At 38.5% G+C, this 13,963-nt stretch carries 13 protein-coding genes and 1 riboswitch; of the genes, 8 read left to right on the forward strand and 5 right to left on the reverse strand.

All coding sequences use genetic code 11. The annotated features are described in order from the left end of the window. Positions 1 to 428: xanthine phosphoribosyltransferase (locus BN52_RS02560; RefSeq protein WP_040473330.1), on the reverse strand; the 428-nt coding region annotated here is incomplete at its 3' end. 74 nt (positions 429 to 502) lie between these two features. Next, positions 503 to 600, reverse strand: a riboswitch (purine riboswitch). Between the two features lie 105 nt (positions 601 to 705). Between BN52_RS02560 and guaA the strand changes: the two genes are divergently transcribed. Further along, on the forward strand, positions 706 to 2,289 hold the full coding sequence (gene guaA, locus BN52_RS02565) for a glutamine-hydrolyzing GMP synthase (protein ID WP_236698443.1): 1,584 nt from the start codon (positions 706 to 708) through the stop codon (positions 2,287 to 2,289). A gap of 63 nt (positions 2,290 to 2,352) precedes the next feature. Here the strand turns inward: guaA and BN52_RS10065 are convergent, their stop codons facing one another. Further along, positions 2,353 to 2,538: a hypothetical protein gene (locus BN52_RS10065; protein ID WP_008472602.1), complete on the reverse strand. Its 186-nt coding sequence runs from the start codon at positions 2,536 to 2,538 to the stop codon at positions 2,353 to 2,355. Between the two features lie 122 nt (positions 2,539 to 2,660). Between BN52_RS10065 and BN52_RS02570 the strand changes: the two genes are divergently transcribed. Next, positions 2,661 to 4,244, forward strand: coding sequence for an APC family permease (locus BN52_RS02570; RefSeq protein WP_008472603.1), 1,584 nt, complete (start codon positions 2,661 to 2,663; stop codon positions 4,242 to 4,244). Positions 4,245 to 4,623: 379 nt separating this feature from the next. Here the strand turns inward: BN52_RS02570 and BN52_RS02575 are convergent, their stop codons facing one another. Both BN52_RS02575 and BN52_RS02580 read right to left on the reverse strand, forming a co-directional pair. Next, positions 4,624 to 5,223: a hypothetical protein gene (locus tag BN52_RS02575; protein WP_008472604.1), complete on the reverse strand. Its 600-nt coding sequence runs from the start codon at positions 5,221 to 5,223 to the stop codon at positions 4,624 to 4,626. Positions 5,224 to 5,431: 208 nt separating this feature from the next. Continuing rightward, positions 5,432 to 6,331: an Rgg/GadR/MutR family transcriptional regulator gene (locus BN52_RS02580; RefSeq protein WP_008472605.1), complete on the reverse strand. Its 900-nt coding sequence runs from the start codon at positions 6,329 to 6,331 to the stop codon at positions 5,432 to 5,434. A gap of 274 nt (positions 6,332 to 6,605) precedes the next feature. On the opposite strand from BN52_RS02580, the gene BN52_RS02585 reads away from it, so the two are divergent. The 6 genes from BN52_RS02585 to alr all read left to right on the forward strand — a co-directional run bounded on the left by BN52_RS02585 (position 6,606) and on the right by alr (position 13,128). Then, on the forward strand, positions 6,606 to 8,222 hold the full coding sequence (locus tag BN52_RS02585; protein ID WP_008472606.1) for a glycoside hydrolase family 13 protein: 1,617 nt from the start codon (positions 6,606 to 6,608) through the stop codon (positions 8,220 to 8,222). A gap of 101 nt (positions 8,223 to 8,323) precedes the next feature. Beyond that, entirely contained in the window at positions 8,324 to 8,569 is a 246-nt protein-coding gene (locus tag BN52_RS02590) for a type B 50S ribosomal protein L31 (RefSeq protein WP_008472608.1), read from the forward strand. A gap of 123 nt (positions 8,570 to 8,692) precedes the next feature. Then, positions 8,693 to 10,060, forward strand: a complete 1,368-nt coding sequence (locus tag BN52_RS02595) for a UDP-N-acetylmuramoyl-tripeptide--D-alanyl-D-alanine ligase (protein WP_008472610.1) — start codon at positions 8,693 to 8,695, stop codon at positions 10,058 to 10,060. 12 nt (positions 10,061 to 10,072) lie between these two features. After that, a complete protein-coding gene (cshA, locus tag BN52_RS02600) occupies positions 10,073 to 11,554 on the forward strand; it encodes a degradosome RNA helicase CshA (RefSeq protein ID WP_008472611.1) in 1,482 nt (493 codons plus the stop codon). Positions 11,555 to 11,641: 87 nt separating this feature from the next. Beyond that, entirely contained in the window at positions 11,642 to 12,001 is a 360-nt protein-coding gene (gene acpS, locus BN52_RS02605) for a holo-ACP synthase (protein WP_008472612.1), read from the forward strand. Beyond that, on the forward strand, positions 11,998 to 13,128 hold the full coding sequence (gene alr / locus BN52_RS02610) for an alanine racemase (RefSeq protein ID WP_008472613.1): 1,131 nt from the start codon (positions 11,998 to 12,000) through the stop codon (positions 13,126 to 13,128). Before acpS ends, alr begins: the two co-directional genes overlap by 4 nt. A 51-nt stretch (positions 13,129 to 13,179) precedes the next feature. Here the strand turns inward: alr and cbpA are convergent, their stop codons facing one another. Then, positions 13,180 to 13,893: a cyclic di-AMP binding protein CbpA gene (gene cbpA / locus BN52_RS02615; protein ID WP_008472614.1), complete on the reverse strand. Its 714-nt coding sequence runs from the start codon at positions 13,891 to 13,893 to the stop codon at positions 13,180 to 13,182. Positions 13,894 to 13,963: the final 70 nt, after the last annotated feature.

The following is a 13,963-nucleotide window of genomic DNA, read 5'->3' on the forward strand; positions in this document are numbered from 1 at the left end:
GCTTCCTCAGCAATGTGTACCATTCCTTTAACGGCTTCGCCATGAGCAATGAAGTCATCAATGATTAAGATCTTGTCTTTAGGATCGAGAAACTTTTCTTCAACACAAATCTTGTTGTTAACCTTCTTCGTGTAAGAAAAGACATCTGCCCAGTAGACAGCATCGTTTAAAGTTGATGGCTTTTTCTTGCGAGCGAAAACCATAGGCACGTGCAGTTGGTAAGCAACCATGACTCCAGGAGCAATACCTGAAGCTTCACAGGTTAAGACTTTGGTAACGCCACTATCAGCGAAGTGGCGAGCAAATTCTTCGCCGATTGCCATCATCAATTCGGGATCCACTTGATGGTTCAAGAAAGAATTGATCTTTAAGACATCTCCGTCCAAGACTTCCCCATCGCGTCTGATCCGATCTTCTAGTAATTTCACAAAAATCCTCCAAAACAAAAATAGAGCCCTTCTACCCCACGGAAAATAGCGTAAAAGTGCCCTATGTTTAACCACATATTGACAAAATTACCTATAGTCCAGAATTAACGGTTCTGGGTAGAGACTGTTGACCATATTACAACGATATATAGATATTTATTTGATTGATTGTATCATAGCAAAAATAATAGCCGAACTCAAGAGGCGATTTTTATGAAAACGTTCGCGAAATCAAAAAGTTTCTAGTTGACCTAAAGATTTTTTCTTAGTAAAGTAAATGAGAAACGAGTGTGCGAGAAGGAGAAAAATCGTGAATAAGAAGCTAGACGACTTTGATAAGATTATCGTGCTGGACTTCGGTAGTCAATACAATCAATTGATTACTCGTCGTTTGCGTGATTTCGGAATTTATTCAGAACTATTGCCTCATGACTTAAGCTTAGACAAGATCAAAGCAATGCAGCCAAAGGGAATTATTTTCTCGGGTGGTCCTAACAGCGTATATGAAGAAGGCGCTTTGCGGGTTGATCCTAAGATTTTCGAATTGGGTATTCCTATCTTGGGAATTTGTTATGGGATGCAATTAATGGCTTACGACTTGAATGGTAAGGTTGAAAGCGCCGATAATTCAGAATATGGTCGGGCTGATATCGAAGTAACTGATCCTGAAGCTAAGCTGTTTGCAGGTTTGCCAAAAGAACAATATGTATGGATGAGCCACGGCGATTTGGTAACTAAGGCTCCTGAAGGCTTTACCGTAAGTGCTTCAAGTGCAAACTGCCCAATTTCTGCCATTGCTAATGATGCTAAGAGATTGTATGGAGTTCAATTCCATACAGAAGTCCGCAACAGCCAATACGGTTTGGATATTTTGAAGAATTTTGCCTTTAATATTTGTGGTGCCAAGGCCAATTGGACCATGGACGACTTCATTGAAATGCAGGTAGCGGAAATTAAAGCTGAAGTTGGCGACAAGAAAGTTATTTTAGGACTTTCTGGTGGAGTAGATTCTAGTGTTACTGCTACTTTGTTGCACAAGGCAATTGGCGATCAATTGACTGCGATTTTTGTTGACCACGGAATGCTTCGTAAAGACGAAGGCGATCAAGTAATGCAAGCTTTGAACAAGGATTTGGGCGTTAATATTATTCGCGTTAATGCGCAAAAACGCTTCTTAAATAAGCTTAAGGGCGTTACTGAACCAGAAAAGAAGCGGAAGATTATTGGCCGTGAATTTATTGAAGTCTTTAACGAAGAAGCACAAAAGCTACAAGATGTTGACTTTTTAGCTCAAGGTACCCTTTATACTGATGTCATCGAAAGTGGTACTAATACTGCCCAAACAATCAAGTCACACCATAACGTTGGTGGTTTGCCAGAAGACATGCACTTCAAGTTGATCGAACCGTTGCGTAAGTTGTTTAAGGATGAAGTTCGTGTCTTGGGTGAAAAGCTTGGTATCCCTCACGATTTAGTTTGGCGTCAACCATTCCCTGGTCCTGGTTTGGGAATTCGGGTAATTGGCGAAGTAACTGAAGATAAGTTGAAGATCGTTCGCGAATCAGATGCAATTTTGCGTGATGAAATCAAGAAGGCTGGCTTACAAGAAGATATTTGGCAATACTTTACGGTTTTACCAGGTATCAGATCAGTTGGAGTTATGGGAGACGGCCGGACTTACGACTACACAATTGGTATTCGTGCCGTAACTTCGATTGATGGGATGACTGCTGATTTTGCTCATATTCCATGGGATGTGTTGAGTAAGATCTCAACTAGAATTATCGATGAATGTGATCACGTTAATAGAGTGGTTTACGACGTAACCAGTAAGCCACCTGCAACCATTGAATGGGAATAATTTATTAGTTATTATCCTAACTAAAAAGCTCTTAGTATGTTGAAAACTAAGGGCTTTTTTGTGTTAGCGTGAATTTTCTATTCTTTTATGTTGCCGATGTTGATAAGCAAAGTAGGAAATAACTGGAGCAATGACCGGGCACAATAGCCCAATTCTTGAATAGCCAAAATAAATTAACAGAAAGGCAATTATTCCCACAATTAGATAGATCAATAAAACAAGCAGGATTCCCTTTTTATCGATTTCCATGTAAGCTCACCGACTTTCTAAAACGGTACATTTCTAAGATAATTATATAATTATAAGATGACAAAGTCGACAAACTTGTCTAGAATTAATAAGTTAATAAACCTAGATAGAAATGAGTAACAATGGATAGAACTATAACACATAAAATTAGCTTGTTTTCAGCCATAATGCTGGCTTTAAATTCATTAATTGGTTCAGGATGGCTCTTTGGCTCTGGCTCTGCTGCTAAGATTGCAGGACCTGCTGCCATTATTTCTTGGATACTTGGTGCCGTAATAATTATTGCAATTGCAATCAACTATATTGAATTGGGCACCATGTTTCCTGAAAGTGGCGGGATGAGTCGTTATGCTCAATATAGTCACGGACCTTTGCTTGGTTTTATTGCTGCTTGGGCTAACTGGATTTCTTTGGTAACGCTAGTACCAATGGAGGCTGTAGCAGCAGTTCAATATATGTCGACTTGGCCATGGAGCTGGGCTAATTGGACAAAACATTTTATGGCTAAAGGCGACATCACCACAGCTGGCCTTGGAATTGTTCTGTTCTTTATGATTATCTTTACTTTGATTAATTTTTGGTCAATTAGGATCATGACAAGATTTACTAACTTGATCTCAGTATTTAAGATTCTATTGCCCACATTAACGATTATTACTTTGTTAATGAGCGGTTTTCATCCAAGCAATTTTGGCCATAACTTACATGAATTTATGCCTTATGGTTCAAGAGCAATTTTTGAGGCAACTTCAATTTCCGGTATTATTATGTCTTATGATGCTTTTCAGACTGTTATCAATATGGGTGGAGAATTAGAAAATCCCCGCAAAAACATCGTTCGTGGCGTGTTAATTTCAATGTTAATTACGGCTGTAATCTATATTCTCTTACAAGTTACTTTTATTGGAGCAGTTGAGCCACAGATTTTAGCTAAAACTGGTTGGCATGGAGTAGATTTCACCTCGCCATTTGCGGATTTGGCACTTTTATTAGGCTTAAATTGGCTAGTAGTTTTACTATATCTCGATGCTTTTGTTTCGCCATTTGGCACTGGAGTAGCCTTTGTAGCTACAGCTTCTAGAGCTTTAGCTGCTATGACTTATACTAAACATTTGCCTAAATGGCTAGGTAAGCTCAACCGAACATATTTAACGCCAAGATATGCGATGATTTTTGATTTGGCTTTGGCTATGATTTTGATTAGTGTATTTAGAAATTGGAACCTTTTGGCAACCGTTATTGCGACAGCAACTTTGATTGCTTATTTGACAGGACCAGTGACTGTTGCTGCTTTGAGAAGGCTTGCACCTGAACTTAAGCGTCCATTTGCACCAAACTATATGAATTGGTTAGCACCATTAGCCTTCGTATTAACAAGTTTGGCAATTTATTGGTCAATGTGGCCAACGACAATTGAAGTCATTTTGGTTATTGTATTGGGCTTGCCAGTTTACTTGTATTATGAATTCAAGCTTCAAGAGGGACAGATGAAGAAGCATATATATCAAGCAATGTGGCTTTTGGTTTATTTGATTTTCTTGTCGGCGATTTCCTATGTTGGTAGCACTGGTTTTGGGGGTCAAGATTGGATTCAATACCCATGGGACTTTGTTTTAATAATTGTAGTTAGTTTAGTTTTTTATTATTGGGGTGTAAGAAGTGCCTCGGTAGATCAACTTAAACAGGATAGCGAAAACAGCAGATAGATTCGATTCATCTGCTGTTTTTTGTTTCAAAATTTTTATTCGATATAACTGATAAAAATCACAAAATATTATTTTTGTTTAGTATATCTGATAAAAATTGTAGATAAGATTCATTTACCTTAGTGCAAGTAAAGCAAGATACTAAAAGCGATGGCAAGGATAATAACGCAAATTACTAGAAAAATTTTTAAAGCGCCTTTTGGCAAATGCTCTGAGAGCAAATAACCAATAAAACTACCGATGTAGATAGGAAAACCTTTGAGCCAAAAGGATAAGGATTTGCTATTTATCCATGTGAGAATGAGTGTTCCAATTAGTAAGATCGAAAAAGATCAAATCTTTAAATATGAAATTACTTTTTTTCATATTCAGTCACTTCCTAAAAGTTTATTCTACCGTTATTAGGATATGCATCGTGTTCATCCCAATATTTTGCAATTTGATAGCCTGGACTAGCATAATTCAGTGCGTATTCTATTGTAGCTGCGGGAACACTACTTCCTAAAACCTTTATTACAGCCGTTTTTATTACGTTTTTAGCTGCTGATTTAGACATTGAACTTAATGCAGCTTTAATACCAGCAGTGGCAATTCCACCCAAAGCAATTGAAATCGCTGTATCGATTGCTGCTCCCATTTGCGACACAGTAATCCCTTTCCAGCCTCCTTGAACAGCGAAACTTACAAATGGAGAGGTGCTAGTAGCATTCTCTTGCAGTGGAATTTTATAATCACCATTCAATTGAGCTACGACCATTTTCTTTAGATAGGAACGTCCTAAATCTGAATAATTTTCTTGAAGCTGATCAACTAGTAACTCGATTTTATGTTCTGACCATCCTTGATTTGTTTTAGTTATTTGAGTAACCTCAGATGAATGTATTTCATCAGCCATAACTTTACCAGATATAATAGATCCAGAACAACTTAAAAGAGTCATAAAAGTAACGGAATATGCTATAGATTTACTGAATTTCATGATTTTGCCTCCTGTCATGAATTCTAACAATGACAAAAGCAAATCAAGCAAAGTCTCCTACCGACCAAACGAATTTTAACATGATTAGGTTTTAAACTATCATCACTTAATAAAGCTACTTGCTTTATCTACCTACATTTTACAATCGCTTACATATGTGAAAATAATTATGCTAATATATTGGCATAATTCGAAAGCAGGACAAGATTTAACTATGATAATCATATAATCCCAGATGATTGTCTATTTGTCCTAGTGTAAATCTTAATCCCTCTTCTAAGTCGAATAAGTTAAAGAGTTTAAGACTTTCAAGCAATTCTTCGATTTTTCGTCTATTTTGCTTATTGGGATCTTTGGAATAGGTAATAAACCCTCTAATGAAAGCAAGACGGATTTTTTCGTTTGCATATAGATCGCTAAACTTGTCTTTATTCCTATCAAACAATTTATAAAGGGATTCTGCTTTTTTAAGATCTGTGTTGATTAATATAAAATTTGCATTCAAAAGTGAGCTTATAATAGCTACCTTCCACTCTTTAGATTCGTATTCATGTTTAAGACCATCAAAAATTAAAGAGTAGGAAAGACTATAAATTTCACTTGAAGACATCATATGTTGAGTATTGCCGAAAACATAAACGTCTTTCATAGTCCAATTGCGATCGCCAGAATCAATATTGCTGAAAAAAGACCGAAGTCGATCTTTATCTTGCTTAGACGAAATATCTTTTTGAGTTAGTTCATAATAGAAATTACAAGCAATTATTCCTTTAAGAAAAAGATCTTTATCGGTCAGATGATTATGTGCGCGGATTAAAGTATTAGTTGCATAAGCTTTTAAGTATTCCGTGTCATTATCGATGTAAGCAAACTTTATGTCGGATGTTAAATCATAGAATTTAAGGGAAGAATCGATAAATTCAGTTGGATTAATTTCCAGATATTTGAGTAATTGAATTACTTCTTCAAAGCCTAAATTCCCCTTGCCATTTTCCCAATTTCCTAGTCCTTGTCTAGAGGTGTTAATTACTTGAGCTGCTGTTTTAAGACTGATATTGCGTTGTTTACGTAGATATTTGAATCTGAGTCCGTAATCATAGTATGTCATAAAAGGGAGGCCTCCTAACATGAAACATAAGATAGTAAAAATTTTGACAGGAATTATTAATTAGCGGTGGCATCATTGTAGTAGATGCAATAGCAAAATACTTATTATAACTTTTCTCTCTATTATACCACCGTGCCAGGTTTACCAAGGCAAGACTGGCCTATAGCTAGCCTTGCTTTTTGTTAGCGATAACATTTTATTTATTCTTGTAAAGCGTTTCCATAAGCTCAATAATATAGATAATGTTATTTGATGATACGGAGGTTTTTTACTTATGACTCCTTGGTGGAAGAAAGCGGTTGTTTATCAAGTTTATCCTAGATCATTCCAAGACAGTAATGGTGATGGAATCGGGGATTTAAAGGGAATTACTTCAAGACTCGATTATTTAGAAAAATTGGGCATTGATGCTATTTGGCTCTCACCAGTCTATCAATCGCCCGGTGTAGACAACGGTTACGATATTTCTGATTATGAGGCCATTGATCCGCAATACGGAACGATGGCTGATATGGAAGAATTAATTGCAGAAGCTAAAAAGCACCATATTAGAATTGTGATGGATCTCGTAGTCAACCATACTTCAGATCAACATCAATGGTTTATTGAGGCTAAAAAGAGCAAAGACAATCCTTATCGCGATTACTATGTTTGGCGTAATCCCGTTGATGGCCATGAACCAAATGACTTGAAATCAGCTTTTTCTGGTTCAGCTTGGAAATATGACGAAACAACAGGTCAATACTACTTGCACTTGTTCGCTGATGCTCAACCAGACCTTAACTGGGAAAATCCAGAATTGCGTCAAAAAGTTTATGACATGATGAATTTCTGGATCGACAAAGGAATTGGTGGTTTCAGAATGGACGTCATTGAATTAATCGGTAAAGAACCGGACAAAGGAATTACTGCCAATGGACCAATGCTTCACCCTTACTTGCAAGAAATGAATCATGCAACCTTTGGTGGCAAGGATTTGATGACTGTCGGCGAAACTTGGGGTGCGACCATTCCAATCGCAAAGGAATATTCAGATCCTGATCGGGATGAATTATCAATGGTATTCCAATTTGAAAATCAAGGCTTAGATCAACAGCCTGGAAAAGCAAAATGGGATCTGCGCAAGCTAGATTTAGGAGAATTAAAGCAGGTTTTAGTTAAATGGCAAACGGAGCTTGATTTTAACCATGCATGGAATAGTATTTTCTGGGAAAACCATGATATTCCACGGGTAATTTCGCGCTGGGGAAATGACAAGGAATATCGCGTACAATCAGCTAAAATGTTTGCGATTGCCTTACATTTGATGCATGGGACGCCATACATCTACAATGGCGAAGAAATCGGCATGACTAATTATCCGGTTAAAGATATCAGCGAGGTATCTGATATCGAAAGCGTAAATATGTATCATGAACGTGTGGCAGAAGGCTATGATCCTAAGGAATTGATCAAGGCGATCAACACTAAAGGACGCGACAATGCCAGAACGCCAATGCAATGGACCGCCGGCAAAGAAGCAGGGTTTACGACTGGTACGCCTTGGCTTCACGTCAATCCTAACCATGTAGAAATTAATGTTGATCAAGCATTGGCTGATCCAAATTCAATTTTCTACACTTATCAAACGTTAGTTAAATTGCGTCATGAACATGTTATTGTAGTTGATGGCGATTTTGAATTAATCCCAACGCAAGATGAAATTTTGGCATATTACCGTGTACTTGGTGATGAAAAATGGCTAGTAGTTGCCAATTTCTCCGAACAAGAACAAAAGCTATCCTTGACCGATAAAATTGCCAAAACTCTAGTTTACAATTATGAAGCTCCAACCAAGCTATCAGCTTTAACGCTTAAACCATATGAAGCTTTTGCGGTCGTTGTAAAATAAGATTTTACTATTGAATTTTCTCCTTGAAGATGGTATCCTATTACACGTTAATCGATTAATCTATGGTCTGAAAGATGACTATGGCAAAAGGAGAAAAAATTATGAAACAAGGTATTCATCCAGATTTTCACAAAGTTGTTTTCATGGACTCAGCAACTGGCGCTAAGTTTTTAGCTGGTTCAACTTTAAGTTCAAAGGAAACTGTAGATTACGAAGGTAACACTTACCCATTGATTCGTGTTGAAATTTCTTCAGATTCACACCCATTCTACACTGGTAAGCAAAAGTTTGCTGCTGCAGATGGTCGAATCGAAAAGTTCAACAAGAAGTATGGTTTGAAAAAGTAATACCAATCTGGTGGAAGCAGTCCCATTGGGGACTGCTTTTTTTCTGTCAGCTTTATTTGGCAGACGAGCTGAAAGAACGTATAATGAGTGCTGTATGATTTTTGATTATGGGAGTTTATAGTAATGAAAATGCAACTGGCAGAAATTGCCAAAGCTTTAGGGATTGAATGTGAAGGCAATGATCAACTTATTGTTACTTCAGTAGCTTTCGACTCTAGAAAGATTACTGATGGTGGTTTATTCGTTCCGCTTGAAGGTGAACGTGATGGTCATGATTTTGTTGCTAGCGCGATTAACAATGGCTGCATCGCTACTTTATGGAAAAAAGGTCATCCTAACAAGCCAACTAATATTGCGGTATTAGAAGTCGATGATCCTTTGACTGCAATGCAAGATTTAGCTCGTCATTATTTGCGTAAGGTCAATCCAAGTATTGTTGGAATTACCGGGTCTAATGGTAAGACTACCACTAAGGATATGGTAGCTGCTGTGTTGGCTAAGCGGTTTAATGTTCATAAGACGCAAGCAAACTTTAACAATGAAATTGGCGTACCAATGACAATCTTGGAGATGAAGCCAACAACTGAAATCTTAGTTTTGGAAATGGGTATGGATCGTCCAGGTCAATTGCACCACTTAAGTGAAATGACTCACCCAGATGTAACTGTCATAACGATGATTGGCGAAGCTCATATCGAATTCTTTGGAACCCGTGATAAGATTGCTGACGCCAAAATGGAAATTACTGATTTCTTACGTGAAGATGGGGAATTTATTTACAATGGCGATGAACCATTACTTGCTGAAAGAGCAAAGAATTTAACGCAAAGCAAGGCTACTTTTGGCTTTAGAAACAATGATACAGTGTATGCAACTGACTTTAGAAGTTATAAGCATCATGCAACCTTTACGGTTAACAATTCCGATCAAAAATTCACCATTCCAATGATCGGTAAACACAATGTTTCTAATGCAATGGCTGCTTTAAGTGTTGGCCGACATTTTGGCGAAAGCGATGAAGAAATTGCAGCCTCACTTGCTAACTTTACGCCAACTGCCAACCGTATGGAATGGGAAAAAGGCGATGTTGGTGAAGACATCATGAGTGATGTGTACAATTCCAATCCAACTGCGGTTAGAGCTGTTTTGACTAGTTTTGGTCAAATTGAAATGCCTGAAGATGGCAAGAGAATTGCAGTTTTGGGTGATATGCTCGAACTTGGTGAAGCTTCTGCCAGCTTACATGCAGGGTTAGCAGATAGCCTAGATCCACAAGTGATCAATGAGGTTTACCTCTATGGTAACGAGATGAAATATTTGGCTGATGCATTGCAAAAGAAGTATGACAGCCAACATCTTCACTATTATGACCAAGATCATATGGAATTAATGATTAACGATTTGAAGAATGAGATTAAGCCGAATGACATTGTAGTGCTCAAGGGTTCCCATGGAATGCACTTAGAAAAAGTTGTTGAACGGCTTAGATAGGGGAAAAATTTAGTGAAATTTTCTGAATTAGGTTTAAACGAAGCACTATTAAAGGCAATCAAGCGGTCTGGTTTTGAAGAAGCTACGCCCATTCAAGCAGAAACGATTCCTTTAGCTTTGGCAGGTAAAGATGTAATTGGACAAGCACAAACTGGTACTGGTAAAACTGCAGCTTTTGGTTTGCCGATTTTACAACAACTTGAAAAGCACGCTAAGGCAATTCAAGCAATCGTGGTTGAACCAACTCGTGAATTGGCAATTCAAACGCAAGAAGAACTTTTCCGGTTGGGACGAGATGAACATGCACATGTTCAAGTGGTTTACGGTGGAGCCGATATTGGTCGTCAAATTAAATCTTTAAAGCACACTACGCCAGCAATTTTGGTTGGGACTCCAGGACGCTTATTGGATCACTTGAAGCGCAAGACGATCGATCTTAGTCAAGTTAGAACTGTGGTTTTAGATGAAGCTGACGAAATGCTTGATATGGGTTTTATTCAAGACATTGAAAGCATCTTTGAATATGCTAAAAATCGTCAACACACTTTGCTTTTTAGTGCAACTATGCCTAAGCCAATTTTACGTATTGGTGAAAAATTTATGGATCACCCTGAAGTGGTGCGCATCAAGGCTAAAGAATTGACGGCTGATTTAATCGATCAATACTTTGTTCGTGCTAAGGAAGCTGAAAAATTTGATATTATGTGTCGGTTGATCGATGTTCAAGGTCCAGATTTGGCAGTAGTTTTTGGTAGAACTAAGCGCCGAGTTGATGAATTGACTCACGGCTTGCAAGCTCGTGGCTACAATGCGGCTGGTATTCATGGTGACTTGTCACAAGCAAGAAGAATGTCGGTCTTGAAGCGTTTCAGAGATGGCAAATTGGATATTTTAGTAGCTACTGACGTTGCGGCTCGTGGTTTGGATATTTCTGGCGTTACTCATGTATATAACTATGACATTCCACAAGATCCAGACTCTTATGTTCACCGGATTGGTCGTACCGGTCGTGCCGGTCAAAATGGTATCTCAGTTACTTTTGTTACGCCAAACGAAATTGGCTACATGCGGACCATTGAGCAGTTGACTAAAAAGAAGATGTCGCCACTTCGTCCGCCAACAGATGATCAAGCATTGCATGGTCAATTGAAGGTTGCTAAAGCCCAAATCGAGGACTTGTTGAATGATGATTTAACGAAGTACGAAGATGAAGCTAATGCGATGCTTGAAAGCTACTCAGCAGTTGATCTTGTAGCTGCATTTTTGAAGAATTTATCTAAAGATGCCAGCGATGTTAAGGTTAAGATCACACCTGAAAAGCCATTGCCATATAAGGGTAACGGTAGAGGTGGACACCGTGGTAATAATAACGGTAATCGTCGCTATCGTGGAGGCCACCATGATCGTAGAGATCGCAATGATCGCCATTCAGATCATCGTCGTGCACGCCGTGGCAGAGCCAATGGTCATGACTTTGTAATTAAGAAAAAGTAAAAGTGAGCAAAATTTTAGTTAAGTTGAAGGATTGTAAGTTTTACAGTCCTTTTTTTGTACTATAATGCATACAGTGAGGTGAAAAAGATGATTAAAGGCGTAGGCATCGACGCAATCGAAGTAGAGCGCGTTGAGAAGATTGTTGCCCGTGGGGATAGATTTGCAAAAAGAGTTTTAACGCCAGCAGAATTCGCACAGTACGAAAAGATGACTGGCAAGCGTAAAGTCGAATATTTGGGTGGCAGGTTTTCGCTAAAAGAGTCTTTCTCAAAAGCTATGGGAACCGGTCTTGGCAAAGAAATTGGTTTTCAGGATGTAGAGACGCTTTGGGATGATTTGGGTCATCCAGTAATGACGTCGACGAAATTTGCGGGTAAGATTTTTCCTAGCATTACTCACGATAACCATGAAATTATTACCTTGGTAGTATTGGAGGAAACTGAATGATTTCAGGAATACATCGTCCTGCTGTGGTTAAGGTTAACTTGGCAGCGATACAAGAAAATATTGAACATGAAGTGGCTCATTTGCAAGCAGGTCAAAAGCTTTTTGCCGTAGTTAAGGCTAATGCTTATGGTCATGGGGCGGTACCTGTAGCAAAAACAGCTTTGGCAGCCGGGGCCAGTGGCTTTTGTGTTGCAATTTTAGATGAAGGTTTAGAACTTCGCAGAGCTGATATAGTTGAACCAATTTTAGTTCTAGGTGTGGTTTCACCAGAATATGCCCCAGTTGCTGCAGCTAACAATATCTCTTTAACCGTACCTAATTTGGAATGGTTTCAAGAGGCAGAAAAAGCACTTAAAAAAACCAATTTGAAATTAAAGATCCATTTAGGAATCGATTCTGGAATGGGAAGAATTGGTTTTAGTGAAGATGAGGAATTCGTAGCAGCTAATAAATTCTTGCAAACTAGTCATAGTTTTGAAATAGAAGGGATGTTTGCTCATTTTGCTTCAGCTGATAGTGCTGATGACAGCTACTTCCAACGTCAAGTTGCTAAGTTTGAACATATGAAGCAATTGCTACTGGTAAAGCCAAAATGGATTCATGTAGATAATACTGCAGCAAGCATTTTCAATAAGGCGGTCCACAGCGATTTAGTACGCTTTGGTATTGGCATCTATGGCCTTAATCCTTCATCTAATCCTGCAAGTGCAGATTTAGAACCTGCTTTTGCGCTTAAGCCAGCGCTATCGCTTGAAAGCGAGTTGACGCATGTGAAGACAATACATCAGGGCGATGGTGTAGGCTATGGTTCAACTTTTGTAGCTGAACAAGACACTGTCATTGGTACTGTTCCTGTTGGCTATGCTGATGGCTGGATTAGAAAATTCCAAGGCTTTAAGGTTAAAGTTGGGGACGTTTATTGTCCAATCGTAGGCCGAATTTGTATGGATCAATTTATGGTCGAATTGCCTGAAAAAATGCCAATTGGCACTAAGGTAGAACTAATTTCTGCTGATCCGACAGCACCTAACAGTATAAAAAAAGCAGCCGATTACGTCGACACGATCCACTATGAAGTGGCATGTTTGTTAAGTGATCGTCTGCCAAGAGAATATTATCGTAAATAAAAAAACTCAAGCTGAATGATATACTTGGTATCACCAGCTTGAGTTTTTATTTTATTCAGCTTCTTCTGAAGCACGGTTAGTGAAGACGCCAGGATTTTCGTCGCTCATAATGTTAATACCTGCTTGCAAGTCTTCAATTTCGGCTACCACATAGCCTTTCTTTTGCAAGCGATCGACAACAGTCCGTAAAGTTTCTTCAGTAACGCCTGCAGGAAGCGTGAAGAGAGTTCTACGAACAAAGTCACCAGTCAATTCACCGGCAGCTGCATCCAAAGTCATTACGCTTGCCATATTAGTGTACTTGGAAATAGTCTTGGACATTTTTACCAAGTTACCACGTGAGTTATCTGATAAAACTGTCAAAACGTAAGAACCGTTTCTAATGTTCCAAGCATCTGAAAGCATGTCTAACAAACGTGAGTGCGTTAAAATCCCGTAGAACTTGTTGTCTTCGTCAAGAACCGAAATGTAAGGCAAGTCCTTAATGTTGAAGAAGACTTTGAAAAATGGTGAATTAACCTTGATCGTCTTGGTAGCATTCTTAAGCAAGTAAGTTACAGGAAGACTCATGTCGCCACCTTGTGACTTATGACGGTAGATGTGCATCTTGTAAATGTTGCCACGGAAAATTGTGCCAGTATCATCGAGAATAGGCACACAACGGTAGCCGGAATCTTCAAGAATTTGCAGAGCTTCTTCAAGCGTAGCTTTTTCATTAACAGTAGTTAGATAGTCCTTTTTGCGGACTAATGATTTGATGAGCATAAGCTTACCTCCATCGCAGAAAATATTTCAAGTAATTATAGCATAATGTACTTACAAATTAAATATAAAT

The sequence above is a fragment of the Lactobacillus gigeriorum DSM 23908 = CRBIP 24.85 genome (assembly GCF_000296855.1).
GTDB lineage: Bacteria > Bacillota > Bacilli > Lactobacillales > Lactobacillaceae > Lactobacillus > Lactobacillus gigeriorum.

Bases quoted from the DNA above. Each gene is read 5' to 3' on its own strand.
- BN52_RS10065 (WP_008472602.1), bottom strand. From the start codon at position 2,538: ATGGAAATCGATAAAAAGGGAATCCTGCTTGTTTTATTGATCTATCTA.
- BN52_RS02590 (WP_008472608.1), top strand. From the start codon at position 8,324: ATGAAACAAGGTATTCATCCAGATTTTCACAAAGTTGTTTTCATGGAC.
- acpS (WP_008472612.1), top strand. From the start codon at position 11,642: ATGATTAAAGGCGTAGGCATCGACGCAATCGAAGTAGAGCGCGTTGAG.
- BN52_RS02595 (WP_008472610.1), top strand. From the start codon at position 8,693: ATGAAAATGCAACTGGCAGAAATTGCCAAAGCTTTAGGGATTGAATGT.
- guaA (WP_236698443.1), top strand. From the start codon at position 706: ATGAGAAACGAGTGTGCGAGAAGGAGAAAAATCGTGAATAAGAAGCTA.
- cbpA (WP_008472614.1), bottom strand. From the start codon at position 13,893: ATGCTCATCAAATCATTAGTCCGCAAAAAGGACTATCTAACTACTGTT.
- alr (WP_008472613.1), top strand. From the start codon at position 11,998: ATGATTTCAGGAATACATCGTCCTGCTGTGGTTAAGGTTAACTTGGCA.
- BN52_RS02570 (WP_008472603.1), top strand. From the start codon at position 2,661: ATGGATAGAACTATAACACATAAAATTAGCTTGTTTTCAGCCATAATG.
- BN52_RS02580 (WP_008472605.1), bottom strand. From the start codon at position 6,331: ATGACATACTATGATTACGGACTCAGATTCAAATATCTACGTAAACAA.
- BN52_RS02585 (WP_008472606.1), top strand. From the start codon at position 6,606: ATGACTCCTTGGTGGAAGAAAGCGGTTGTTTATCAAGTTTATCCTAGA.
- BN52_RS02575 (WP_008472604.1), bottom strand. From the start codon at position 5,223: ATGAAATTCAGTAAATCTATAGCATATTCCGTTACTTTTATGACTCTT.